The sequence below is a fragment of the Candidatus Zymogenaceae bacterium genome (assembly GCA_016931225.1).
Classification (GTDB): domain Bacteria; phylum Desulfobacterota; class Zymogenia; order Zymogenales; family Zymogenaceae; genus JAFGFE01.
Map to the genome: position 1 here is coordinate 1 of JAFGFE010000012.1, position 24,362 is coordinate 24,362.

The 24,362-nt window shown below is 56.3% G+C and carries 23 protein-coding genes; 14 read left to right on the forward strand and 9 right to left on the reverse strand.

Annotated elements, in window-relative coordinates; all coding sequences use genetic code 11:
* From JW885_05025 to JW885_05070, 10 genes are all read left to right on the forward strand, one after another.
* Window positions 1–1,897 (forward strand): hypothetical protein (locus tag JW885_05025; GenBank protein ID MBN1881517.1); only part of this gene is annotated, 1,897 nt, incomplete at its 5' end.
* A 37-nt stretch (window positions 1,898–1,934) separates the two neighbouring features.
* Window positions 1,935–2,324: an ATPase gene (locus tag JW885_05030; protein ID MBN1881518.1), complete on the forward strand. Its 390-nt coding sequence runs from the start codon at window positions 1,935–1,937 to the stop codon at window positions 2,322–2,324.
* An 81-nt stretch (window positions 2,325–2,405) separates the two neighbouring features.
* A complete protein-coding gene (locus tag JW885_05035) occupies window positions 2,406–2,711 on the forward strand; it encodes a V-type ATP synthase subunit F (GenBank protein ID MBN1881519.1) in 306 nt (101 codons plus the stop codon).
* Window positions 2,712–2,744: 33 nt separating this feature from the next.
* A complete protein-coding gene (locus JW885_05040; protein ID MBN1881520.1) occupies window positions 2,745–3,362 on the forward strand; it encodes a hypothetical protein in 618 nt (205 codons plus the stop codon).
* 10 nt (window positions 3,363–3,372) lie between these two features.
* Window positions 3,373–5,130, forward strand: a complete 1,758-nt coding sequence (locus JW885_05045) for a V-type ATP synthase subunit A (protein MBN1881521.1) — start codon at window positions 3,373–3,375, stop codon at window positions 5,128–5,130.
* Between the two features lie 12 nt (window positions 5,131–5,142).
* On the forward strand, window positions 5,143–6,531 hold the full coding sequence (locus JW885_05050; protein ID MBN1881522.1) for a V-type ATP synthase subunit B: 1,389 nt from the start codon (window positions 5,143–5,145) through the stop codon (window positions 6,529–6,531).
* 3 nt (window positions 6,532–6,534) lie between these two features.
* A complete protein-coding gene (locus JW885_05055) occupies window positions 6,535–7,164 on the forward strand; it encodes a V-type ATP synthase subunit D (GenBank protein MBN1881523.1) in 630 nt (209 codons plus the stop codon).
* Window positions 7,165–7,181: 17 nt separating this feature from the next.
* Entirely contained in the window at window positions 7,182–7,613 is a 432-nt protein-coding gene (locus JW885_05060; GenBank protein MBN1881524.1) for a universal stress protein, read from the forward strand.
* Between the two features lie 374 nt (window positions 7,614–7,987).
* Window positions 7,988–8,626, forward strand: coding sequence for a tetratricopeptide repeat protein (locus JW885_05065; GenBank protein MBN1881525.1), 639 nt, complete (start codon window positions 7,988–7,990; stop codon window positions 8,624–8,626).
* Window position 8,627: 1 nt separating this feature from the next.
* Window positions 8,628–9,158, forward strand: coding sequence for a hypothetical protein (locus JW885_05070; GenBank protein MBN1881526.1), 531 nt, complete (start codon window positions 8,628–8,630; stop codon window positions 9,156–9,158).
* A 329-nt stretch (window positions 9,159–9,487) separates the two neighbouring features.
* Here the strand turns inward: JW885_05070 and JW885_05075 are convergent, their stop codons facing one another.
* The 5 genes from JW885_05075 to JW885_05095 are packed head-to-tail and all read right to left on the reverse strand — an operon-like array spanning window position 9,488 to window position 13,811.
* Complete coding sequence (locus JW885_05075) at window positions 9,488–9,889, reverse strand: DUF4870 domain-containing protein (GenBank protein MBN1881527.1); 402 nt, start codon at window positions 9,887–9,889, stop codon at window positions 9,488–9,490.
* A 20-nt stretch (window positions 9,890–9,909) separates the two neighbouring features.
* Window positions 9,910–10,443: a DUF4870 domain-containing protein gene (locus JW885_05080; GenBank protein ID MBN1881528.1), complete on the reverse strand. Its 534-nt coding sequence runs from the start codon at window positions 10,441–10,443 to the stop codon at window positions 9,910–9,912.
* 14 nt (window positions 10,444–10,457) lie between these two features.
* Entirely contained in the window at window positions 10,458–11,249 is a 792-nt protein-coding gene (locus JW885_05085; GenBank protein ID MBN1881529.1) for a sulfite exporter TauE/SafE family protein, read from the reverse strand.
* Between the two features lie 13 nt (window positions 11,250–11,262).
* Complete coding sequence (locus JW885_05090; GenBank protein MBN1881530.1) at window positions 11,263–13,038, reverse strand: hypothetical protein; 1,776 nt, start codon at window positions 13,036–13,038, stop codon at window positions 11,263–11,265.
* 2 nt (window positions 13,039–13,040) lie between these two features.
* The gene (locus JW885_05095; protein ID MBN1881531.1) at window positions 13,041–13,811 is read right to left on the reverse strand and encodes an outer membrane lipoprotein-sorting protein; all 771 of its coding nucleotides are present in this window, start codon (window positions 13,809–13,811) and stop codon (window positions 13,041–13,043) included.
* Window positions 13,812–14,139: 328 nt separating this feature from the next.
* Here JW885_05095 and JW885_05100 point away from each other — a divergent pair, with 328 nt between their 5' ends.
* Together JW885_05100 and JW885_05105 are read left to right on the forward strand one after the other, a co-directional pair.
* Window positions 14,140–14,871 (forward strand): metallophosphoesterase family protein, encoded by a 732-nt coding sequence (locus tag JW885_05100; protein MBN1881532.1) that lies wholly within the window; start codon window positions 14,140–14,142, stop codon window positions 14,869–14,871.
* Between the two features lie 111 nt (window positions 14,872–14,982).
* Window positions 14,983–16,113, forward strand: a complete 1,131-nt coding sequence (locus tag JW885_05105) for an acyltransferase family protein (protein MBN1881533.1) — start codon at window positions 14,983–14,985, stop codon at window positions 16,111–16,113.
* A 66-nt stretch (window positions 16,114–16,179) separates the two neighbouring features.
* Here the strand turns inward: JW885_05105 and JW885_05110 are convergent, their stop codons facing one another.
* The gene (locus tag JW885_05110) at window positions 16,180–18,573 is read right to left on the reverse strand and encodes a penicillin acylase family protein (protein MBN1881534.1); all 2,394 of its coding nucleotides are present in this window, start codon (window positions 18,571–18,573) and stop codon (window positions 16,180–16,182) included.
* 142 nt (window positions 18,574–18,715) lie between these two features.
* Here JW885_05110 and JW885_05115 point away from each other — a divergent pair, with 142 nt between their 5' ends.
* A complete protein-coding gene (locus JW885_05115) occupies window positions 18,716–19,159 on the forward strand; it encodes an Hsp20/alpha crystallin family protein (GenBank protein MBN1881535.1) in 444 nt (147 codons plus the stop codon).
* Between the two features lie 438 nt (window positions 19,160–19,597).
* On the opposite strand, the gene JW885_05120 is transcribed toward JW885_05115, so the two are convergent.
* From JW885_05120 to JW885_05130, 3 genes are all read right to left on the reverse strand, one after another.
* Window positions 19,598–20,644 carry an NAD(P)-binding protein gene (locus JW885_05120; protein MBN1881536.1) on the reverse strand — a complete coding sequence of 349 codons (1,047 nt, stop codon included), beginning with the start codon at window positions 20,642–20,644 and terminating at the stop codon, window positions 19,598–19,600.
* Window positions 20,645–20,710: 66 nt separating this feature from the next.
* The gene (locus tag JW885_05125; protein ID MBN1881537.1) at window positions 20,711–21,922 is read right to left on the reverse strand and encodes a hypothetical protein; all 1,212 of its coding nucleotides are present in this window, start codon (window positions 21,920–21,922) and stop codon (window positions 20,711–20,713) included.
* 59 nt (window positions 21,923–21,981) lie between these two features.
* Window positions 21,982–23,199 (reverse strand): alpha/beta fold hydrolase, encoded by a 1,218-nt coding sequence (locus JW885_05130; GenBank protein MBN1881538.1) that lies wholly within the window; start codon window positions 23,197–23,199, stop codon window positions 21,982–21,984.
* 232 nt (window positions 23,200–23,431) lie between these two features.
* Here JW885_05130 and JW885_05135 point away from each other — a divergent pair, with 232 nt between their 5' ends.
* A complete protein-coding gene (locus JW885_05135; protein MBN1881539.1) occupies window positions 23,432–24,298 on the forward strand; it encodes an amidohydrolase in 867 nt (288 codons plus the stop codon).
* Window positions 24,299–24,362: the final 64 nt, after the last annotated feature.

The window sequence follows — 24,362 nt, forward strand, 5'->3', positions numbered from 1 at the left end:
CCTGGGGATTATGCACCTGGTGGAGGTGGGAGGCACCCCGGGGCTTTCTGAAATGGGTTGGACACCAGGCCAGGAACTTGAAGTGGTCTCCCGGTATCAGACAGCGAAGCGGCAGCTTGATGAGATTTTTGACCATGCCGGAATCACCGAAGAGGCGCCCGCCATACCGGGCACGTACGAGGTTAATCCCCTTGATGACATTGATGAACTGGAAGAAAAAATACAGGCCTATCACTCCCAGATACGGTCCATAAACGACGAGATATATACCCTCAGAGACAAACTCAACATCGAGGAGGACAACCTCAGGCGGCTCGACAACCTGACGCCCGTCGATGTGGATGTTTCCCACATGAGGGATTTGACGATGCTCCGTATGTTTTACGGATATTTTCCCTCCAAGCATGTTCGTCTCCTTGAAGAGGGGATCACCGCGAAATTCACCACATACATTCCCATTCAGACCCGGGGCGACCGGGAGCTGAGCGCGTTTTTCTGTCTCCCTGAAGATGCGGAGACCCTGGAGGATGAGCTCAAAAATATGCTCTTTGAGTTTCTTCCTCTCCCCCAGGATTGCGCCGGGACGCCGGGAGAGGCGAGGCAGCAGATCGAAGGTCGCATCAACGAGCTGAAGGTGCGGATCGGAGAGGGGGAGAACAAGCTGCGAGGATTCGGCTGGACCTATCGAAATGAACTGTTGCGCATCAGGGAACACTTGACCACGAATCTGGATATTCTCGTCTCGGTCAAGTCCATGGGACTTTCCGAGAGTACCGCTCTGATTACCGGCTGGATACCGGCAAAAAGCGTCGATGATTTGAAACGGGTGCTTGCGGAACTTCTGGGGGATCTGTTCTACCTTGAGGTGACACCCGCCGAAGAGGTTGAGGGCGTGAAAACCGGGAAAGTCAAGGTGCCGGTTATCATGAGAAATCCGAAACTGTTAAAGCCCTTCCAGGCCCTCGTCACCACATACGGCTCTCCCGATTACACCGAAATCGAGCCGTCGTCGATTATCGGCGTGGCGTTTTTATTGATGTTCGGTGTGATGTTCGGAGATGTGGGCCATGGATTTGTCCTGGCGTTTCTCGGATGGCTTCTGACCAAAAAAGTGCCCGCCGCCGAGGAAATCGGCGGGATCCTGCTTCGGGCGGGCGTCTCATCGATCTTTTTCGGATTCTGTTTTGGAAGTATTTTCGGGTACGAGGATGTGATCCCCGCCCTGATCTTCCATCCCATGCACAACATCACGACTCTTATGGCGGTGACGGTGGCGTTCGGGATTCTGTTTCTTTCCATTGGTCTGGTTATCAACCTGATAAACTCCCTTCGCTCCCGGGATATGGAGCGGGGTATATTTGAAACCCATGGTCTTGCCGGTGCGTTGTTTTACTGGGCGGCAGTGGCGTTTATGATAAAGTTCATCGCCACAGGCAACCTAGGTGTGCCCCTGTGGGTGTTTTTGACGATCCTCGGCGTTCCGCTCCTGGTGATATTTTTACGGGAGCCGCTGTATCACCTTTTCTCGGGAAAGCGACCTTTGATTCACGATCCGATATCATATTTCCTCGGCTCCCTTGTGGAGGTGCTCGATACCTGTACCGGATACCTCTCAAACACTATATCGTTTATCAGGGTGGCGGCGTTTTCGCTGGCCCACGCGGCGCTGTTCCTCGGGGTCTTTCAGCTGAAAGCGATGGTACCGGGCCAGGCGCCGTCGTTTCTGATGGAGCTGGGTGGCAATATTCTCATCGTTGGTCTTGAGGGATTGGTTGTCTCCATTCAGTCCGTCAGGTTGATTTACTATGAATTCTTCAGCAAATTCTATTCGGGCAACGGAGAAGCGTTTGTCCCCATGAAAATCGGGACATCGAAAGATACGGATATCACGCGTTAAAAAAATAAAACAAACATTCCTAAAAGGAGTTTTTGGTATGAAGTTTAAAAAGGTTATTGTTGGATTAATCGCCCTGAACGCCCTCATCTTTTTCACAGCGGCGGGCGTTGGATTGCTGGTGTCGTTGGTGCCGGATGTGAGTTATGGTTTTCAGGATGGGACCGACACAGGCGGCGGTCACGCGGCCCCGGAATCGGCCCCATTGGGAGATTCGGCAGTGGGGTGGGGTTTTGTTGCTGCGGCGCTTTCCACAGGGATCGCCGCCTTGGGCGCAGGAGTTGCGGTGGGAGGCGTCGGATCTGCGGCGATGGGCGCCATCAGCGAGCGGCCGGAGCTGTTGGGTCGTGCGATGATTTTCGTGGGTCTTGCCGAAGGTATCGCCATCTACGGTTTGATCATTTCGATCATGATACTGGGGCAGTTGTAATCTCGGCCGGTTATGGAAGGCAAAAGCGAATATAACCGGTGGACACATCCAAGGCAATCGTATCACGCCTGAGAGTAGAATATGGATTATTTCATCATCGGAGACCACGACACGGTACTCGGTTTTTCCCTGTCCGGGATAGAAGGCCGTGTGGCAAAGGACGATCGGGAAGCATACGCCGCCCTGAGGGAGGTGATGGATTCCGGTCGGGTGGGCATTCTTCTGATTACGGAACGATACGCCCAGGCCCTCAGAGATGAACTGGACGACATCATGATCAACAGCCGCTATCCTCTGGTGCTGGAGATCCCCGATATGTCCGGGCCTCTGGAGGACAAAATCACAATTTCCGATTTGGTGAAGGCGGCCATAGGCGTGAAAATTTAAAAAGAAACAGTATTCAAAGAAAAAGGTGTGTGTATGGCACCGTTGGAGACCGTTGATAATCTTGGAAAAGTCGTCATCAGTGAATCCGAGGACAAGGCGGAGTGGATAATCAAGAGCGCCCAGGAGATGTCCAACAAGTACATCGAAGAGGCGACTCAAAAGGCCTCTGAAAATGCCGAAAAAATAATCACCCAGGGCAGATACGCCGGAGAGAAAGAGAAACAAAAGATTCTTTCCACCGAAGAGATGGAAGTGAAACGGATGGTTCTCAACTGCAGGGAATCACTTATCGACGAGGCGTTCGCCCTGGCCCGGGAGAAGTTCAAGACCTTCAAGAAGACCAAGGAATACACGGACATCCTGCAAAAACACATTATCGCATCCATTGGGGAGCTTGAAGGGAACTCATTTACGATAGTCGTTTCGAAGCATGATTCATTCAGCCTCACAGATTCCGTCGTCAACAGGATCAAGAAGGAGACGAGAAAAAAGGGGCTGAAGCTTGAGCTCCAGGAGGTTGACGAGGATATCGGCGGTGTCGTTGTCCGGGAAAAAAACGGCAAGGTCTCCATAGACAACACCTTTGACAGCATGCTCAACAGAATCAAAAACGAGATTCGAGCGAAAGTATCTGAAATCCTTTTCGATTAAAGGAGAAAAGATGGAAGGCAAGGTCGGGTCTGTCATTTGGATAAGCGGTCCGGTGGTGAAGGCTCGTATTGAAAAAGAGCTGGGGATGATGGAGATGGTCATTGTGGGCGAGGATAAAATCTCCGGGGAGGTTATCGAACTTGAGGGCGATATCGCCACCATACAGGTATATGAGGAGACAACCGGCCTCAAACCGGGGGCGGAGGTGGTGGGAACCGGATTTCCCCTGTCGGTCGAACTGGGTCCCGGTCTCATCAGCAACATCTACGACGGCGTGCAGCGTCCCCTGGAAGCGATCCTGAAGAGCACCGGTAATTTTATTGAGCGCGGTGTTCAGATTTCTCCCCTCTCCCGGGATGTGAAGTGGCATTTTACGCCGGAGGTGTCGGTGGGGGATGAGGTAACGGGCGGCGCGGTGCTGGGCAGCGTTCCAGAGGGATTCGTGCTCACCCACAGGGTGCTGCTCCACCCGGCGATTTCCGGAAAGGTAAAATATATCGCCCCCCAGGGCGAGTATACCATCGAGGAGATCATCTGCGAGGTGGACACGGGACATGGTGTCGAAAAGGTCAAGATGTATCATCGCTGGCCGGTACGGCACGGCAGGCCCTATAAAGAGCGCCTCGCCCCGTCCGTACCCCTGGTGACGGGACAGCGCATTATCGACACCTTCTTTCCCATCGCCAAGGGCGGCACCGCTGCGATCCCCGGCGGCTTCGGCACCGGGAAAACCGTCACCCAGCATAACCTGGCGAAGTGGTCCGACGCAGACCTGATCGTCTATATCGGGTGCGGCGAGCGGGGCAACGAGATGACCGGCGTGTTGGTGGATTTTCCCAAGCTCCAGGACCCCCGAAGCGGGAAGCCTCTGATGGAGCGTACGATCCTTATCGCCAATACGTCAAACATGCCGGTGGCGGCCCGTGAGGCCTCGATTTACACCGGGATCACCCTGGCGGAATTCTACAGAGATATGGGCTATGACGTGGCCATCATGGCCGACTCCACCTCACGGTGGGCCGAGGCCCTCAGAGAGATTTCCGGACGCCTGGAGGAGATGCCGGCGGAGGAGGGTTTCCCGGCGTACCTCGCCACCCGACTGGCGGAGTTTTACGAGCGATCCGGACGGGTGGAGACCCTCTGCGAGGTTATCGGATCCGTGAGCGCCATCGGCGCCGTTTCGCCCCCGGGCGGCGACTTCTCGGAACCGGTCACCCAGCACACGAAGCGGTTTGTCCGCTGTTTCTGGGGTCTGGACAAGGAGCTGGCGTATGCCCGGTTCTACCCGGCCATCAATTACATGGACAGTTACAGCGAGTACCTGGACGACGTTGAGGGATGGTGGAGGGAGAACGGAGACCGTGACTGGAAGGTTCTCAGGAGCCAGGCCATGGAGATACTCAGAAACGACGACAAGCTGCAACAGATCGTCCGGCTCGTGGGCGAGGACGCCCTCCCCGACGAGCAGAAATTGATCGTCGACGGCGCGAAACTCATCAAGAACGCCTTTCTGCAACAGAGCGCCTTCGACGATGTGGACATGTACTGCATGCCGAAAAAGCAGATAAAGATGCTCATCCTTATCATGCACTTCTTCCAGCGGGCATCGATTATTATCAATCAGGGTGTTCCCATCTACAAAATCAGGGAAATGCCGATCCTGAACGAACTCAACCGTATGAAGGGCAAGATCGAAAACTCCAAAATCGAGGATTTCGACGAGCTTGGAAAGCTGATCGATCAGGAATTCGACGTCCTTGTATCCTGATAAGGAGCGTGTATGGCCGTTGTCAAAGAATATGAAGGCTTGCGGAAGATCAAGGGCCCGTTGATCTTCATTGAGAACATCAAAAACGTGGGCTTTGAGGAGATGGTGGAGATCACCCACCCGAACGGCGAAAAACGCCACGGGCGGGTGCTGGAGGTGGGAAGCGACATCGCCGTCGTGGAGGTGTTCGAGGGGACCTCGGGCCTCAATACCACCACCACCAAGATTCGGTTCCTCGGTGAAGCCCTGCGCCTGCCGGTGACCACCGACATGCTGGGTCGTGTCTTTAACGGCATCGGGCTTCCCATAGACGGCGGGGCCGAGCCGATTACCGACACCCACCGGGACATCAACGGAGCGCCCATCAACCCGATTATCAGGGAGTATCCCAGAGACTTCATCCAGACCGGGATTTCCTCCATTGATATGATGAATACCCTGGTCAGGGGGCAGAAGCTGCCGATCTTCTCCGGTTCGGGCCTCCCCCACAACCAGCTTGCGGCGCAGATCGTCCGCCAGGCGAAGATTCTGGGGGAACAGGAGGAGTTCGCCGTGGTCTTCGCCGCCGTCGGCGTCAAACACGACGTGGCGGAGGTGTTTCGCAAGAGCTTCCAGGAAAGCGGCGCCCTCAAGAACGTGGTCATGTTCCTCAACCTCGCCGACGACCCGTCCATCGAGCGGTTGGTGACCCCCCGGTGCGCGCTGACGATGGCGGAGTTCATGGCCTTCGACAAGGGCATGCACGTACTGGTTGTCATCACCGACATGACCAACTACTGCGAGAGCCTCCGGGAGATATCCACCTCTAAGGGCGAGGTGCCCAGTCGAAAAGGATATCCCGGATACCTCTATTCCGACCTGTCGTCCATCTTCGAGCGGGCGGGACGCATCAAGGGGCTCAACGGCTCCATCACCCAGATCCCGATCCTCACCATGCCCAACGACGACATCACCCACCCGATTCCGGACCTGACCGGCTATATCACCGAGGGGCAGATAGTGCTGTCCCGGGACCTGGACAAAAAGGGCATCTATCCGCCGATCAACGTGCTGCCGTCTCTCTCCCGGTTGATGAACGACGGTATCGGGGAGGGAAAAACCCGAGAGGATCATCCGAACCTCTCAAGCCAGCTCTACTCCGGGTACGCCACCACCAAGCAGGTGGAGATGTTGGCGTCGGTTATCGGGGAGGAGGAGCTCTCCAAGGTGGACAAGAAATACCTGGAGTTCGGCCAGCAGTTCGAAGACACCTACATCAGGCAGGGCATCAACGAGGATAGAAGCATCTACAACAGCATGGATCGAGGATGGGAGTTGCTCTCCGTCCTGCCCCGGGCGGAGCTTGTTCGGGTCAAGGAGGAGCAGATTGACAAATATCTCCCTAAGGTCCTGGAAGAATAATCGATGGCAAACAAACTAAACGTATCGCCCACGAAGAGTAACCTGATCAAGATCAAGGAGGATCTTGATTTCGCCAGAAACGGTTACGAGCTCCTCGATCAGAAGCGAGAAATCCTCGTAATGGAGGTGATGCAGATGATCGAGGACGTGCGCCGGGCGAGGAAAAATACCGAGGAGCAGCTTGAGAAGGCGTATCGAGCCTTCAAACAGGCCCTGATGAACATGGGTGTCAACAGGGTGAAGGCGGTTGCGATGGCGGTTTCCCCGGACATCAGCGTTTCCTTCACCGAGAGATCGATCATGGGGGTGGTGGTGCCGATCATCGACATCACCACGCGGGAGAAAAAACCATATTATTCCCCCAGCGGCACCACCGCCGCACTGGACGAGGCGGTAACGCTCTTTCGCACGGCGCTCAGACAACTGACACAGCTTTCCGAGGTGGAGGTGGCGGTATGGCGGCTGGCGATGGAGTTGAAAAAAACCCAGCGTCGGGTCAACGCCCTGGAGAATATCTTTATTCCCCAGTATGAGGAAACGGCCAGATTTCTGGACGATAACCTTGCCGAGAAAGAGCGAGAGGCGTTCTTTCAGATGAAGCGGGTTAAGGCCAAACTGGAGAAGGAATTATAGAGGGAGGTATCGGCACTATGTTTAAGAGGATTATGGTTCCTATTGAGACAAAGGAAAAATCCGAAAACGCCGTGAATCTCGCCTATGAACTGGCACAGGTACATAAGGCGGAACTGATTCTCCTGCACGTGATCAGCTCCAAGAGCCTGGAGATGGGAGAGGAAGTCACCGATCTGGAGAGGGATGAGCATAGAAAGGTTCTGGAAGAAGACAGCTACAAGATGCTGTATTCCATAAAGAGATCCGCCCCGGAAGAACGAATGAAGATTTTTATCGACATACGGGACGGACAGCCGGCCTCGGTTATCTGTGAGGCCGCCAGGAAAAACGACGTCAACCTCATCATCATGCCCAAATCCGGGAAGATCGGTCCCCGACGGGTGCTGGTGGGGGACATATCCGTCAAGGTCGTGGAGTGTACCGATATACCGGTCATGCTGGTCATGTAGCCCGGGCCTCCCGTCGTCGATCTTCACCCCTATGAAACATCATATGACCGCCGTCTTAAAAAGACGGCGGTTTTCAGTTTGGTCCGCCGATAAGGGCGGTGTGATTCTGAGGGGAGCGACTTTTCAGTCCGTTTTTACGGGATGCGATGCGACCGGATGGGGGAGATGTGTGTGGGCAAGACGATAACGCGACGATCATTTTGGCATTGGATCGGCCTAATGCAAAAAAAGACGCATGAGATCGGCTGCATGGGCGATGCGACGCCGTTTTTTCGGGAAACAGGCGTCCCGTCGAGATGAAACTCCTCTTGCATTTTGCCCGTTATTTATATATCATAATTAGATTAGCATCATACCGAGGGCGGAAGAACGACGTGAAGATAATAAAGTGGCTCATGCACATCACGCTGGTGTTCGTTATTGTGGGAGCGGTTCTTGGAATGGGCGGCGTTCGGTCCGCACAGGCTGAAGATGAAAAGTCCGTTTGGGACAAGGCGGACGAGATGCTGGAAGAGGGAGAGTACAAGGAGGCCGTGTCTCTCTATACGATCGCCGTTGAATTGAATCAGGGGCACCCGGATCTCTACCTGGCTTATTTTAACAGGGCGCACGCCCTCATTTCCCTGGAGCGGTTTGAAGACGCCGAAAGCGATCTGGATACCACCATTGAGTTGGCCCCAAACTTTCCGGACGCCTACAAGCTCCAGGGGATTCTCAAGCTGAGTCTTGGGTATTTCGAGGAAGCAATAACCGACTTCGATACCCTCATCGAGTTGACACCCGAGGACCCGTACGCGTATGCGAATCGGGGTACGGCGCTGTCGTATCTCGGGTTATTCGATCGGGCACTGGCGGATTTCAATACATCCATAGAGCTCGACGATACGTGCGCCGAATGCTATTACAACCGGGCACAGCTTCTAATCCTGATGGACAGAGGCGACGACGCACAAAATGATCTCAACCGGGCGGGTGATCTCGACTCCCGCTATCGTAATCAGGGAGAATACTGACATGACACAAGACATCGCCGGCGGACCCATCCAGCCGGAAAAGAAACATTCGCCTCTCGGATTTTTCTGCGCCGCATGTTCAATCATCCTGCTGGTGACGATACTGATGCTTGTCCTGTTTGGATTCCTCGTGAGCAGGTCATGCGAGAAGACCTTTGAGGTACCGGAGATTTTCGGGCCGGAAACCCCTACGGTGCCTGACCAGGATCAATCCCGCCCGACTCCCCCGGAGACGATACCCTTCTGGGATCGCGGCTCCGTGCCGGCGCATGTCATCCTGGACGAAGGAAAGGATTCCCTGAGCGTGGGGGTGGATGAGGATATTTCACAGAAGGATATCGAAGACCTCAACGAATACCTCGCGGGGACGTACTTCGCCGGATCGGAGATGTTCAACATCTCCTATGTGAATCGGGACGATCCGGACTCCGGTGAGGTCATCGCCGTGTACAACTTCAACTATTACACCGGCACCGACAGGCTGACGGTCCTGGAGCCGGTGCCCGGATCGAGGTATCCGGCACAGGAATAGACACGGCGATCGAGCGCCGCATATACCCCGCTCGACACACAATCGAAAGACAAAAACCCGCCGACGGTTGGGAGAAATCTCAGCCCCGGCGGTTTTTTTTGTGAGTCGATGGGGAACGCCGAATTGAGAGGATGCCGGAATGAGATGAGAGATAGGTCGGGGACCTCTCCTGTTTTCGCGTGAAGGAATCCCCGGATGAAAGGACACAGGCCCTTCATGGGGCGGTTTCGCATCGTTGTGAGATGTCTGTATGTCGAAAGCGGAGCCGGCGAGGGCATCGGGCGTTGAAGGGGAGGGAAACCGGTATCCGCGGCGCTGAGGGCGGGGCGCTACGATGTCTCATCGGTACCCAGCCCCTCCAGAAGCGGGTAGCAATAGCGCTCGCCCTTTGACGAATTGATGGTGGCGATGGTGGTCAGTACCAGATGGATGACGGCCACCACCGGAACGATCAGAAATCCCGCCAGCACCAGGGTCAGTATCCCCCCGATGCTCAGCAGCAGAAGCATAATCGATTGAAACACCAGCGCCTGCAGGGCCTGGTGATTGACGAAGCCGTTTTTCTTTCCCTCGGTCAGCATGATGAACAACGGGATGAGCAGGTGCAGCCCGTACAAAAAATAGAGGAGAAAGCCGGAGGCGTGGGCCGCGACGGCCCAATTGATGACACTTCGATCGGGCGTGTCCCGCTCTGGGCCGGAAAGAAGCCGATTTGTGCCCTGTGTGTTCATACGAGGCTCCGTGTGTTATATCAGACCCGATCCATCAGGGGGTAGGTATACCATTCTCCCCGTGAGGCGGCGAAGGTGGCGATGATGACGAAGACCACATGGCACACCATCGTTAAAAGCAGCACCGGGAGGCCGATGAGTACGAAGCTGAGAATAGTAAACAAGATCATCGCGCCGGTCATAATGCTCTGGAAGATCAGAGACTGCCTGGCGTGGTGGCCGACGAACGCGTCCTCGTTTCCCTTGAGAATCAGAATCAGGCCGGGAATGATGATGTTCAGGCCGGGGGCCGGGTAGAGCAGGACGCCGGCGAGGTGGGCGATGAGGGCCAGGTTGCGGTCGCCGACCGTATCCTGACCTTCCGGTTTCTTCGGAGCTTCGGGGGCGGCCTTCGGTTTTGTCGCTCGCTTTGAGCCGCTCGACTTTTTTGTCCCGCCGGATTTCGATGATTTTGAGGAACCGGCGCCGCCCGCGGCGGCGATATCTTCCTTCGCGTCACCGATGAATTCTTCGGAAGAGGGACGTTCGTCTGAAGGTTTCTTTTCGTCGGTCATGATACCTCCGTACGTTACAGGATATAGGTGAGAATGGCTTCGAAACCGGTGGTGAAGAGAAAGACTCCCAGTACCACCAGGAGCAAACCGGCGACGATATTCACCGCCGGGATAAAGCGTTTAAAGCGATTGAAGAGGGCCAAAAACGAGTTGAACGCGAGGGACGCCAGGAGAAAGGGGAGGCCCAGTCCCAGTGAAAAAACAAGGAGCAGGACAACACCGTAGAGGGCGTTGGAGGATTCTCCAATGACCGCGAGGCTCAGGATCGCCGCCACGATGGGGCCGAGACAGGGAGACCAGCCCGCGGCGAAGGTGATTCCGACCAGAGAGCTTCCGATGAATCCCGCCGGCTTTTGTTTCAGGTGAACCTTTCGCTCGGTGTCCATCAGGGAGAAGAGCCGTATGAAGAATGAGAGGATCGGCCCCGGCTCCCGTTCCCGTTCGATCATGCCGTATTGGATCCGAAGCAGCATCATGCGAATCAGGCCGCTGATATATATCCCCAGGACAATAAGAAGCACCGCCCCGATCTTTCGGATGATCTCCTTGTAGGTGAAGAGCGCCCCCCCCATCAGCCCGAACAGCGCCCCCAAGGCCGTGAAGACGATGGAAAAGCCGATGATAAAGAATATCGAGTGCAGCACCGTTGCCCGGCGCACCGATTTTTTATTTTCACCGGTCAGCTCGTCGAAGGACATGCCGGTGATGAAGGTCAGGTAACTGGGCAAAAGCGGCAGCACGCAGGGGGAGATGAAGCTGACGATGCCGGCCCAGAAGGCGACAAAAATGGAGAGCTGTGTATCCATGTCGGTTCAGACCTTAAAAATGGTATTTTATCTCAAGAAAAAACTGATCGTTGTGCTCGAACAGGCCGAAAATCGTGTAGGGATCCCCGTTATAGATATTCGCCCCGAGCGTAAATTCCAGGGTGTCGGTGTATTTATATGTCACCTTGGGGGTGATATAAAAATCCCCATCAGTAATATTATATGATAGAGTCACTTCAGGAATCAACGTATCATTGAAAAATTTTTTATTCGCGCTCAACGTCAGCATGTTCTGGACTTCCTCTTCCAACAGGTCGCCGTCGTAGTCGAAGATGATTTTTTGAACGAGCTGGAGGTTGACGTAGAGGTTTTCGCCGAAGATTCGATCCACGCCGATGACGTACCTGAGATAGTTTTTCTGCGTGGGGCGTAGGACGTCCGTGTACGTATACGCGCCGAGAAAGAGCGCGCCCTCCCCCCGAATGCCGTAGGCTCCCCAGGTGGTGGCGAAATCGAGGCCAACCACGTGGAGGCGCTTATGCTCCAGGTAAGCGGATTCGGTCAGTTCATATATCGGCAGGGAGGCGATATAACCCGGTATATTTCCGTTTTCGATCGCGTTGTACAGGCCGTCGGAGAAGTAGATCGTGGGGATCTTATCGAAGAGATAAGCGTATGAGACGGAAAAATCCCAGCCTTTGAATTTAGACGATATCCGTACCCCCCCTTGGAGGTTTTCCAGGCTGTATGACGGGGGATTGGGCGAGCTGTAGTTTCTGACGACCCAGTCCAGCACCTCCATGCTTTCGTCGTCGATCACCTCGCTGTAGGGGAGGTAACCGCCGCTGTATTCGGTGACGATGCCGGGCCGGTACAGCGCCCAGTCGCTCCCCCATAGGGCCATCTCGTGATCCTGGTAGAAGGGGACCAGGCCCAGCTCGAACACCGTGTTCTCCCGGTAATAATCCATCTTGAGGGCGAACACCGGGATCCGCCGTTCCTCCGTATCTCCGGTGAGAAAATTGGTCACGTTCAGAGCGTTCAGGTTGTCGGTCGGATTGATGATATCGGTCCTTCCCCAGGCGAACACCTGGTTGCCGATCCTGATATCGAATGAACCAAATGAGACGTCAAGATACGCCTCATCGAGTTCCACCTCGTAATCGTAGTGGGTCCGCCCGCCGGTGTAGACCTCGTACTGCCCGTGGGCGGATACGAAAAACGATAGGTTATCGCTCACCGGGTGTCTCAGCTTTACGTACGCTTTTGGATGCATCTCGAAGAGATCCTCACGGGGATTATCCCAGACGATATCGGTGTTACAGCGCATCTTGAGATACCCGCCGAACTCGGTTTCCGGGGCGAAGAGATCGTCCAGTGACGACTGTATGCGGGAGAGGTTCATGCGGTCGATGATCACAGGCTTTGGAGACGTGGCGAGTTTTTCCACACTGCGCTCCACATCCCGCACCCGGAGGTCGCCTATCTCGGCCACGGCGACTGCTATGGTCTCAGACCTGAGCCGTGTGAGCTCCTCCAGCTCATCGACCAGTTCCCGGCGGAGGACCGGGTCGTCTGCCAAGATCAGGGCGGCGGTAACCCGCTCGATATTTTCATCGATGGACGAAAGCCGGGCCAGGAGGTATTTCCTGACGTCTTCCACCAGGATGCGGATGTCCTCGTGGTGTATGGGAGGATTGAGGTAGTCCGCCGTCGGTTCGATCGTCTCGTCCCGGGCGAGGGTGGGGGAGGCGAAAACGGCACAGAAAAAAAAGAACAGCAGGGCCGCCAGAGATACACCGGCGGCCCCTCGTTGCGCGTTGTTCACGGCTATTCTTTCAAATATCGCTCGGTAAAGTAGTCATCCGGGATATCCAGATTGTACTGGATCTCGTTGATCCTGAGTATGGTCTTGCGTCCCTCCTGGACGTTGTCCATCAGGCTCTCGGTGGTCGTCCAGATGCCGTCGATCTCTTTGATCTCCGAGACGGTCAGTATCTTCAATAGCTCCATGTTTTCGTCATAGAACTCGATGCGTATCGGAATCCAGATATCCGGACGCACCCAGGAGATGAACTTGCCGTACTGGGATTCCTCACCCTCCTTGGGGATGCTTTCCACCACGTGGCAGGTGTATCCGTTAAGCTGTTCATCCCGAAGGTATGTATGGGTGTCCTTTTCGACCTTTCTGTTTTCCATATCCTCATAGGTAAACTCGGTTCCCATGAAGCGGGAGCTCTTTTCCGACGAGGCGATGCGTCTGGGGTCCTGCTTGAGGGCGGGCAGGTAGAGAAACTGATCGTCGTCTCGGTCGTCGTTCTCCCACACCAGAAAGCCGGTTCCCTTCACGTCAGCGGGGGCCAAAAAGCGTATCATGCTTTTGGACAAATCGCCGTAATCCTTGCTGATCATGCGAACGGTTCTCTCCTTTTCCTGTCCCTTGTCGTTGATGAGGATCATGGTGGTTTCGCTGGCGGCGGAGTCACCGTTGTCCCGGTCATGCACGTTCTGGACGATCTCGGTGCCGGTGATGGCGTATGCGCCGGCCGCGAGCGAAAGGCACAGGATTGTGGCAAGAAGCAATCGAAATCCGAATTTCATATACAAGCCTCCTATTTTGATGTGTATCATCCTATCACACCATGTGGTAAAAGAAAAGGGATGGTTCATGGAGTGAGTCTATCAAACGATTGATTGATTGTCAAGAACAAATCGCTCCGTATCCGGGAAACGGGTTTTGGGGCGCGGTACGCAGCATTCAGATTCCCGTCCAATTTTTGCGTGCAATTGACTTGACAAGTGTTGTCGGGATACGTAGTGTAAGTTATAAACAAGAATCTCTCCTCGATTTTACGTGTATGCCTTTTTGGTCATACGCGGAATGAACATATGAAAACGGTCACAATCTTCATGCGGTGGTGATGCGACGATGAAATATGCGATCATTTCAGATGTACATGGAAACCTGGAGGCCCTGAGTGCTGTGGTCGAAGATATCGAAAAGGTGGGAGCGGATCGGGTCTTTTTTCTCGGCGACGCGGTGGGATATGCCGCGGATCCCCGGAAATGCATCATGCTTTTGGATTCCGTGTGCGACGTGCTGATCGCGGGAAATCATGACAAGATCACTGCCACGAGCCTGGGGATGGAAGATCTCGGCCCCGCGGCGCTGGCCTCGCTCCGGTGGACCATCGACGCCGTAACCGGAGACGAGGTGCGGTGGCTTCGGCGACTCGTCATGCACCAGGTGGAAAACGGCATGCACCTGGTACACGGCCACCCGGACAGGCCGCATCTGTGGCGATATACGGAGACGCGCACGGACGCAGAGGACGCGTTTGAGAAATCGGAACACAGGGTACTGCTCGTCGGGCATACCCACAGGCCCGGGGTGTTTTCTTTGGAAAGGGGGGAGATACGCTGCATCGATCATGAAAAGGGGCCGATTTCTCTTGAAAGGCGATGTCGATACATATTCAATTCTGGCAGTGTGGGTCAGCCCAGGGACGGTGATCCCCGGGCGTCGTACGGCCTGCTTGATATGACAGAGGGCGTCTTCACCGTTCGCCGGGTTTCCTATGATATCGCACGAGCGGCCGAGAAAATCTACGAGTCCGGGCTCCCCCGGGACATGGGGGATCGGCTGTTTCGGGGTGAATGAGGGGCACGCACCATTTCTCCGGACGTGAAAGGCGGAGGGGGAAGGGGCAGTGTGGAGCTTACAGGATACAGGGTTTTGTATCCTGCTTTTTTTGAAGAGGAGTTCTTTTGCATGGAGACGAGACGGTACGATATCGACTGGCTCAGGGTCCTGGCCGTTCTAATCCTCTTTCCGTTTCACACCGCCCAGATATTCGTCCCCTGGGACTGGCACCTCAAGAATGAAGAATTGAGTGTCGCCGTGGGCGTGTTCGCCCATTTTATTCACCAGTGGCACATGCCGCTCTTTTTCCTCATCTCCGGGGCCGCCAGCTGGTATGCCCTCAGGAGTAAGACAGGAGGCCGGTATCTTCGCGAACGTGTTACCCGATTGTTTGTTCCGCTGGTGTTCGGGATGCTTGTCGTCTGCCCGCCCCAGCTCTATTTCGAGCGGTTGCAGGAGGGTCTGTTTTCCGGGGGATATTTCTCGTTTTTCCCGAGATACAGCTTTGACGGCGGTCCCTATCCCGAGGGGAATATAAGCTGGCAGCACCTCTGGTTTCTGGCATATCTGTTTCTCTATTCCTTCGTAGCTCTCCCGGTTTTCATATGGCTCAAGAGTGAATCCGGAAAGGCACGCATCCGCCGCCTGGCTAATTTCTGTGAAAAGCGGGGAGCGATTTTACTCCTGTTCATTCCCCTGGCGATCGTACGGGTGACCCTTGAGCCCTTTTGGCCCCAAACTCATGACCTTATCAGCGACTGGATGCTCCACGCCTATTACCAGCTCGTCTTCGCCTACGGATTTATCCTCATGGCGGACGATCGATTCACCGAAATCATCAACCGTCACGGACCCCTTGCCCTGGCTGCGGGGGTGGTGTTGATGTCGGTGTACCTCGTTATTCGCTTGACTATCGGAGTCGGGGGGTGGGAGAACCCCGGATGGTGGGTGATCGTGACGATCGTTCGCACGATCAACACGTGGCTGTGGCTTGTGGCGATCCTGTGGCTGGGAAACCGCTTCCTCGACCGCCCGGGGCCGGCGCTGACATACTGCAACGAGGCCGCCCTGCCGGTCTACATACTGCACCAGACGGTAATTGTCGCCATCGGGTATTACGTGGTGCAGGCTGGCTGGAGTATCGGGTGGAAATTCACCGTCATCGTGACGACCTCGTTTGCCGCCACCATGCTGTTCTATGAGTTCCTGGTCAGGCGGTGGAATCCCGTCAGGGTGCTGTTCGGGATGCGTCGGAAATAGGGGCGAAAAAGTGTGTTTACAAGACGGGCCGGGGGATCGATGTCCATCGATCCCCCGGCTTTTTTTCTATTTCGGCATAAAAGTGATGACGCCCTCGGCGGTGTCCTCGAAGTTTTCCCGGTCCATGTACCAGGGGATGTACGTCCCCTCCAGCAGCATGTCGGCCATGTCCGTCCGGTGGGGGCTTCCAAGGAACCCGGACTGTCCGGTGGAGAGGACGATCAGCGAGTTCTCCAGGTCGGAGAAGTCGACGATGTAGCGGATGGATGCGGTGATGTTCACGTTGTATGGGTTTCGCTGGTCGTACCCGCCCCGGTTGATGGATTGATCGCACCCGGTGAACGGGAAGGGGCCGTAGTTGAAAAAGGGCCGAAGCGGCGCCACCTCGCCGAAGATGTGGGCGAACTCGATGGGATGCACCCGTCCCCACTGCCAGTTTTCCGGATCGCTTCCGTATTCGTCTGTCAGAAATGCCACAGCCTCACCGAACGCCTCCGTCACCGCATCAGTGACGGTCTCCGTTTTGTCGGTGGTGATGTCGTCGAACAGGGGGGAATCCTGCTCGATGGTGAGAAGGCGGGTGAGGGTGCTGACGGCGGTGGATTTGTCTCCCAAAAGTTTATTGAAAAGGTCCTCGCCCAGCTCATCGGCGAAGACCACCTTCAAAAGCGTATTGAAGGTGGTGTGATAGAGGGTGGCGCCGACCGAATCGACGGTGGACACGCAATCCCAAGCGGCCAGCTCCTCGATGTATTGTTCGTACCCGTCGGTTGACGTCTCCGTCAGGATCTCGACCATGATCGGCACAAGTTCCTGGGCGAGCTTCGATGTCACGTCCATCTGCATTTTTGCCATATCGTCCGTCGTCAGGGGAACTCCTCCCTCGATGAGCTCGCCGATGCGGGCGGCCCGGGTGGAGGGCTCCCAGTTGCGGCTGATGAAGACCGAAAAGTCGCTTTCTGGGATCGGCGGATTGTTCGCGGTGGCGATGTATCCCTTGTCCGGGTTCGAGAGGATCGTCAGCGTCCCGTAGGGGTAAAATCCCCGCCAGTCGTGTCCGCCGTCCCATCCGGGCATCGGGACCATGCCGATGCTGTTTGTGCGGATTGGGCATTTCCCCGCCGCCACGTACCCGATGGTGCCGTCCACATCCCCATAGACGAAGTGCTGGGGGCCCGCCGCGTATATCGCCATCGCCTCGTTGAACTCATCCCAGTTTTTTGCCGAGTTGAGCATGAGAAAGCCTTCAAGCAGGGGCCACGGGGAGGCCCCCATGCGGCAGAGACTGACGGGCGTCTCCCCCAGATCATCCTCGATATCGTTGATGATGGGACCGTGGGGGGTGATGCGGATTGTCACCGATTCAGTTGTGAATCCGCCCTCGGCGGCGTCGTCCTTCACCGGGATCGATTCTGTGATGATCTCCATATCCACCCATTCGTTGTCGTACATCACCTGGGTTTCGTCGTCCGGGTTGATTTTCTCCAGAAACAAATCCTGCACGTCCATGTCGAAGTTCGTCACGCCCCATGAGATGTGACGGTTGCGGCCGAAGATGAAGATCGGGGCGCCTGGGAACATGGCGCCGGAGACCTCAACATCGGGGCCGGAAAGGTGGGCCAGGTGCCACTGGGTGGGGAGCTCCGGCCCCTCTTCGTGGGAGTCCTCGCAGAGTATCGGCATGCCCGATTCGGTGAGGTCGCCGGAGACGACCCAGTTGTTGCTGGCCCGATCCCGGATCACGTACATGTCGAGAAATTCCCGGGACGTATCGGAGATCAGGGTGTCCGGTGATGGGGACGCGGCGTCCGCCGTGATATAGACGGCGTCGTGCTGAATCCGGGGGAGAAACGCCTTTGCCGTCTCCTCGTCCAGCGTCGTGGTGAGGAGGTAATTGAACATCTCGTTGGCATAGGCCCAGCTTGCGAGCTGAAAGCTGATGAGGTTTCCGATGGCCTGAGAATCGACGGGCGTCCAGGGGGACGGTTCGTAGCCCAGGATCTTGAACTCCACCGGCAGCGGGTTTTCCTCCATGAACGCGTTGACCCCATCACTGAAGGCGTTGACCGTCTCGGTCAACTCCGGGGAGAGATGTTCGATCTGCACCTCGGCGGTTCGGCGAAAGCCCATGGTCAACAAATACCGATCGGCGTCCACCAGGTCCGGCCCCAGAACTTCCGCGAGGCGCCCGTTCGCGGCCCTGCGATAAAAATCCATCTGGAAGAGGCGATCCCTGGCTTGGACGTATCCCAGGGCGAAATAGAGATCGTAGGTGTTGTCCGCATAGATATGCGGCACGCCGTATTCATCGATGATGACACTCGCCCCGTCCCTGATCTTTTCAGACACCACCGTACCCGCGGGCGAGGGAACGAGATACTCGATGTATCCCCACACGCCGAAGACGACCGCCAGGATTATCAATGAAACAATAATGAGAGCGATCTTGAAAATTTTCATAGTCGGCTCCTTATATAATAAAAGCGACGACATGATACCAGAATCCCCCGTCCCATCACAAGCCCAAAACAAAAGCCCCTTGACAGCGACAAAATCGTGATTATCTTACCAATAGAAAGAAAAAAACAAGGAGGTGCCGAAAATGAAACTGGTTCCATACAGACGATATGAGATGCGGCCCTGGTGGCTTGCCGCCGATCGGAGCTGGATCGATGAATTCTTCGGCGATTTTGTGACCGATGACGAAGACCGCAGTCGGTTCGTGCCCAGCGTGGACATCAAGGAGAACAAGAAGAGCCTCGTGGTGAAGGCGGAGATTCCGGGCATGGACGCGAAAGACATCGACCTGACGTTGGAGAAGGATATGCTCATCATCTCCGGCGAGCGCACAGACGAAAAGGAAGAAGAAGACGAGAACTACTATCGTAGAGAGACGTCTTACGGCTCCTTTCGCCGGTCCCTGAAGCTGCCGGTGGAGGTGGAGGCGGACAAGATCAAGGCGGATTACAAAAACGGCGTGCTGACGGTCAAGCTTCCCAAGGCGGGCGGCAAGGCCGCTAAGGCCATCACCGTCGAAACCCACTGACGGGTTTCGTGAAAATATAAAAAGCCCCGAGGATTCCCTCGGGGCGCCGCACTCATCCACACTACCTTACATACCAAGCACATCCCCCGGGATCCCCACCCGGGGTTTTTTTGTGCCGAAGGCCGTATCCTCAGGATTTCGGCGGCATGCCCTCCGGTTCAGTGAAGCCGCTCGGGATAGAGAGGTTAATTATGGGCTCAGCAACCTCTGAAACGGTTTGCCTCACATCACATATATCCGGATGCGATCCCGTCAAACGAGAGCATATCATGCGGTCGTCATTTACACGGGCCGTATCGGGCATCGGGCGGCGGCGTTCCGGCGGTTTCATCCGGGAAAACGTCGAAAAAGAACTCCGTTTTCGACCGCCGCACACCCGTACGGTTTCTCAGAAGCGCGTACATATCTATTATCTATGCTCTGGCCTATGCTATTGCGTCAGCGAAACCACTTCAGCGGCTCCCTCTGTTTTCCGGCCAGTTCCTTGTTCCATGTGCACTGGAGCCGCGCCCAGGCGAGGCCCGCCCTGGTCAGAAGCCCTCTCTTCCAGGCCGGGTATCGGGCGAAGACGTCCCGGCGGACGAGCTTCTTTTTAAATCCGCGGCTGAACGCCGCGTGCTCCCGTGCGGCCCGGTCGGGATCGGTCACCGCCGTAGCTGCGAGACGGCCGGAGATCAACGCCCCCACGATGCCGTAGCCCCAGAACGGCTCGATCATCCCCCCCAGGGTGCCCGCGAGGATGAGACCGTCTGAAAAGAGCTTCGGCTCCGCCGACACGCACATCTTCACCCGTCGCCACGGCTCGGGATACTCCTTGGACTCCACGGCCCGGAGCACCCGCTTGTAAGCTGCCATATCTTTTTCCGTTGGGTCGTGGTGGGAGAAGAGGAGGGAATAGTCCAGCCCGTTGACCCGGGCGGTATAGGCGTAATCCTGCGAAAAGAAGCCCATGTAGACGAAGGCGGTGGAGGAGGGATCGTCCGTCTCCTGATGTGACCAGACGCCGTACAGATCACGATAGGCGACACCGAGTTTTTTGTAGGCGTCGGGGGCCAGCCCCGTGGCGACGATGGTGCCGGGGGCCAGGTCCGAAAACTCCATCCGCTCTCCGAAGGTAAACGAGACACCGGCCTCTTTCGCCAGTCGATACAAAAAATGATCGATGGAGCTCGGGCGCGGACCCCGCTCGATGCTGTAGGCGCTGTTGTGGGCGACGTAGGCGGGGAATTTCAGCACTTTTTTGTTGTAATGAAAGATCGGGTAGGGGTCGCACCGCACGAAATTGTCCGATATGTCGATCCCGATGTATTCGATCAGCTCGGGCAGTTGCGCCGGGGTGGTGTGCACCGACGGGTGCATGGCCGGGGAGCCGCCGATTTCCTTTTGGGCGTCGAGGATGGTCACCTGATATCCCTCCCGGGCAAGACAGATACCCGCCGTCATGCCGGAGAGTCCGGCGCCGATGATTTCAACCGTTCGTGTCATTCGCTTCCTTTCGATGTATTCGTGGTAACAGAGAGTGTTGTGTTCCTTGCCGTATTTCCCGTGCTGCTATCTGATCTCGGATCCAATCCAGCGGACGATGTCATCAATGTGGGCTCGGATGAAGCTTTCATGATGGATGCCGCCGGGGATGACGTTTTCTTCCGGAAAGACCTCGGCGCCGGCCTCCGTCAAAAGCGGCACCAAAATCGGGATGTGCGAGTTGAAGTTGAAGTCGTCGTCGCCGCCGACGATGATGTAGTAGCGCTGACCTTCGATGTCATCCCGATCCGGGTCGAGGATTTCCACCGGATTCGCCTCCCTCATCCGCTCCCATACCGGCAGGTCTTCGGCCCAGACCTCTCCCGGCTCACGGTCGCTGTCGAAAACGAAATAGTAGATCCACTCCTCGGTTACGCCCAACAGCCCGAACACCGGGGCGTCGTCCACGATGCGGCGGGGATCGTCGGTATCGATGGGTGCGTAGCCCTCCGGGTCGTAGTCGGCCATTTTATCGCCGTCGATGCCGTAGCGAAGGTCGGCGGCCGGATAGATGGGGACCAGGATATGGGAGAAGGAGGGGTGGGTGATTCCATAGTAGAGAACGCCGTAGCCCCCCATAGAGCCGCCGATCATCACCACGCCCTCGGGATCGGTGCGGACGTTAAACGAGGTGAAGACGAATGTGGCGATCTCCTCGAAGAAGTGATCTTCAAACCTGCCCAGGTTACTGTTGATGTAAAAGGAGCCGCCCCGCTCATCGCAGAAGGTCTCCGGGTCGTCCGAGCTGTCGCCCGAGATGGAAAAATCGACGAATACCAGGACAGTGGCGGGCATATCCCCCGATGCGATCGCCCCCTCAACCGGCTCGATGAGCATGTCGGCCCAGTTCTGGCCCCGGCTGGAAAAACCGTGGAGCGCGAAGACGACCGGATACGGCTCACTCCTCCCCTCGTCGTATCCCGGGGGGAGGTAGACCATCAGGGGCCGGTCTTCCCCCAGGATGCGGCTGTAGAGCGGGTCTTTTTTTGTGACCGATTCGCCGGACGGAAAGAGCGGATCATCGGCGGACATGTAACAGATCAGCTCGCCGCCGCCGTCGTAGGTCGGTATGGTGTCGGCCCAGGGGGCCATTTTGTTGTTCAGAGGGATGGGGATGGGGAGAGGACCCGCGATCAGCGCGTACACCGCGCCGCACACGATGACGGCCGCGAAGATAAGCACCACGTACAGCCCGATACGGGCCGGCGAGATACCTCCGGATGATTTCTGTATGCTCATAATACACTCCACAAATGAGGTAGTATAATTAATGATATGCCGATATGCAATACATACCGTCAGCCCCGGTCCGTCAGGAGCATGCTCAGCCAGAGAAAAATCTCGTCCAGGTGTTCGGTGATAAACGCACCGTCGTGACGCCCGCCGGGGATGATGTGTGTCTCCGGATCGACCTCGGCGCCGGTGGATTCCAAAAGCGGAAGCAGTACCGTGAGGGCGTCGTCGGAGTTGAATTCATCCTCATCGCCGGCGATGATGAAGTAGCGCTGGCCGGAAAGATCGGGGGGGGCGTCCCGAAGGATATCGACCGGATTGTGATCTTTCAGGCGTTTCCAAACCGGCAGGTCCTCGGTCCATACCTCCCCCGGCTCGGTGTCGCTGTCGAACACGGCGTAGTATATCCACTCCTCGGTGACGCCGAAGAGGCCGAAAAGCGGCGCCCCGTTGACGATGCGACGGGGATCGTCGGTGTCGATGGGGCGGTACGATGCGGGATCGTAGGGGGCGATCTTGTCGCCGTCGATGCCGTATCGCATGTCGGCGGTGGGGTAGATGGGCACGAGTACGTGGGAAAAGTCGGGCTCCGTTAGGGCGTAGTAGAGCACGCCGAATCCTCCCATGGAATTTCCCATCAGCACAACGCCGTCGGGATCGGTGCGGACATGGTAGGTCTCAAAGACGAAGGGGACGATCTCTTCAAAAAAATGATCCCTGAAACGGCCCCGGTTGCTGTTGATGTACCGTGCTCCCCTGCGGTCATCGAAGGGGGTATCGGGGTCGTCTCTCCCGTTGCCGGAGATGGAATAATCCCCCGACGCCACCACCACCGGCGGCACCGTTCCCGCCTCGATGGCGTCTTCCAGGGGGCCGATGAGCAGGTTGATCCACGTGTGCGTCCTGCCGTTGGAGCCGTGGAGGGTGAAGATGACCGGGTATGGATCATTCCGCTCCTCATCGTATCCGGGGGGGAGGTAGATCAACAGGGGACGCTCCTCTTTCAGGATGTCGCTTGTCAGCGGCTCCTCGATGACCACGCCGGGGCCCTCCGGGAGGGCGGGGTCTCCCCGGCCGATGTGGGCGATCAGAGCGCCGTCGCCGTCGTAGAAGGGATTCGGCTCCTTGCCCAAGGCGGCGTTATCCACCACCGACGGCGGCAGGGGGAGCGGCCCGAAGAGGACCGCATATGCTATAAAGAGGGCGAAGGCGAAGATGAGCCCCGCAAACACATATAAAAAAATTTTTAATATAACGCGAAAGCGGGGGGAGGATGCGGTCATAACGCCACCTTTTCACATGCAGTTTGAAACAGTGATGAGTAACACGGGAGAGTATGGTAACAGCTTACACAAGCCGGGGAAAAAGTCAAGACGGAACCGACGGGTGATACTTCTCTCTCAACGGAAGGGTGCAATACATCCACGAGGCGTCGGGAAAAGTCCTTGCGTCCCGATGCCGGTCTGTGCGATGATACTCAGTGTTATATTTCGTCATACGACAGGAGACATTGCCATGATAATCGATATGCATACCCACCCCTTCTGCAAGGAGACGACGATCGTTCCCGGCTACAACGAAGCGGCGGAGCGCTTGTATGGTTCCATGATCGATCAGGAGCGTTTCAAGAACATCACCGCCATGCTGGAATATATATTCACCCAGCGAAGCGTTTCGGATATCATCGCGGACATGGACGCGGCATCGGTGGACAAGGCGGTCATTGTTGCGGCGGATTATACCACGGCCTTCGGCGTCATCGCCGTCACGAATGAAGACGTCGCCACCCTCGCCGGCGATTATCCCGATCGCTTTATCCCCTTCGCCAGCGTGGATCCCAGCATGGGACGCTCCGCGGTGGATCGGCTCATTCACGCCGTAAGGCACCTGGGCTGCCGGGGATTGAAGCTGGTCCCCCCCATGCAGCTTTTTGATTTTTCCGATCCGAAGTTCGATCCGCTGTGGGAGACGGCGATCGATCTCGACATTATCGTCTGGACCCACGTGGCCCACCAGCTTTCCACCCCCGGCTCCGACGCCCGGCTGGGACACCCCCTGCTCATCGAGCCGGTGGCGCTGAAGTATCCGCACATGAAGATCGTCATGGGGCACTGCGGCTTCCCCTGGATGATGGAGGCGGCGTCCCTGGTGGCGCGCCACCCGAACGTCTATATCGATATTTCCGCCTACCCGGACCTCTACCACTATTTCCCCTGGGATGTGTATAGTAAGTTCAACGTTGAGCACAAGGTGCTGTTCGCCACCGACAATCCGCTGCTCACCTTTGCCGAGACCCTTGAGGCGCTCGATAAAGTCGATATCAGCTATGAATTCAAGAAGAACATACTGGGCGAAAACGCGCGGCGCCTTTTGGGTCTGTAAGAGAATAAAAAAACGGCCGGGAGCACCCCGGCCGTTTTTATAATAACTTTATTGAATCGAAGGA

Excerpts from the sequence above, each read along its gene's own strand:
- JW885_05030 (MBN1881518.1), top strand. The coding sequence starts at position 1,935 with ATGAAGTTTAAAAAGGTTATTGTTGGATTAATCGCCCTGAACGCCCTC.
- JW885_05035 (MBN1881519.1), top strand. The coding sequence starts at position 2,406 with ATGGATTATTTCATCATCGGAGACCACGACACGGTACTCGGTTTTTCC.
- JW885_05040 (MBN1881520.1), top strand. The coding sequence starts at position 2,745 with ATGGCACCGTTGGAGACCGTTGATAATCTTGGAAAAGTCGTCATCAGT.
- JW885_05045 (MBN1881521.1), top strand. The coding sequence starts at position 3,373 with ATGGAAGGCAAGGTCGGGTCTGTCATTTGGATAAGCGGTCCGGTGGTG.
- JW885_05050 (MBN1881522.1), top strand. The coding sequence starts at position 5,143 with ATGGCCGTTGTCAAAGAATATGAAGGCTTGCGGAAGATCAAGGGCCCG.
- JW885_05055 (MBN1881523.1), top strand. The coding sequence starts at position 6,535 with ATGGCAAACAAACTAAACGTATCGCCCACGAAGAGTAACCTGATCAAG.
- JW885_05060 (MBN1881524.1), top strand. The coding sequence starts at position 7,182 with ATGTTTAAGAGGATTATGGTTCCTATTGAGACAAAGGAAAAATCCGAA.
- JW885_05070 (MBN1881526.1), top strand. The coding sequence starts at position 8,628 with ATGACACAAGACATCGCCGGCGGACCCATCCAGCCGGAAAAGAAACAT.
- JW885_05075 (MBN1881527.1), bottom strand. The coding sequence starts at position 9,889 with ATGAACACACAGGGCACAAATCGGCTTCTTTCCGGCCCAGAGCGGGAC.
- JW885_05080 (MBN1881528.1), bottom strand. The coding sequence starts at position 10,443 with ATGACCGACGAAAAGAAACCTTCAGACGAACGTCCCTCTTCCGAAGAA.
- JW885_05085 (MBN1881529.1), bottom strand. The coding sequence starts at position 11,249 with ATGGATACACAGCTCTCCATTTTTGTCGCCTTCTGGGCCGGCATCGTC.
- JW885_05095 (MBN1881531.1), bottom strand. The coding sequence starts at position 13,811 with ATGAAATTCGGATTTCGATTGCTTCTTGCCACAATCCTGTGCCTTTCG.
- JW885_05100 (MBN1881532.1), top strand. The coding sequence starts at position 14,140 with ATGAAATATGCGATCATTTCAGATGTACATGGAAACCTGGAGGCCCTG.
- JW885_05105 (MBN1881533.1), top strand. The coding sequence starts at position 14,983 with ATGGAGACGAGACGGTACGATATCGACTGGCTCAGGGTCCTGGCCGTT.
- JW885_05110 (MBN1881534.1), bottom strand. The coding sequence starts at position 18,573 with ATGAAAATTTTCAAGATCGCTCTCATTATTGTTTCATTGATAATCCTG.
- JW885_05115 (MBN1881535.1), top strand. The coding sequence starts at position 18,716 with ATGAAACTGGTTCCATACAGACGATATGAGATGCGGCCCTGGTGGCTT.
- JW885_05120 (MBN1881536.1), bottom strand. The coding sequence starts at position 20,644 with ATGACACGAACGGTTGAAATCATCGGCGCCGGACTCTCCGGCATGACG.
- JW885_05125 (MBN1881537.1), bottom strand. The coding sequence starts at position 21,922 with ATGAGCATACAGAAATCATCCGGAGGTATCTCGCCGGCCCGTATCGGG.
- JW885_05130 (MBN1881538.1), bottom strand. The coding sequence starts at position 23,199 with ATGACCGCATCCTCCCCCCGCTTTCGCGTTATATTAAAAATTTTTTTA.
- JW885_05135 (MBN1881539.1), top strand. The coding sequence starts at position 23,432 with ATGATAATCGATATGCATACCCACCCCTTCTGCAAGGAGACGACGATC.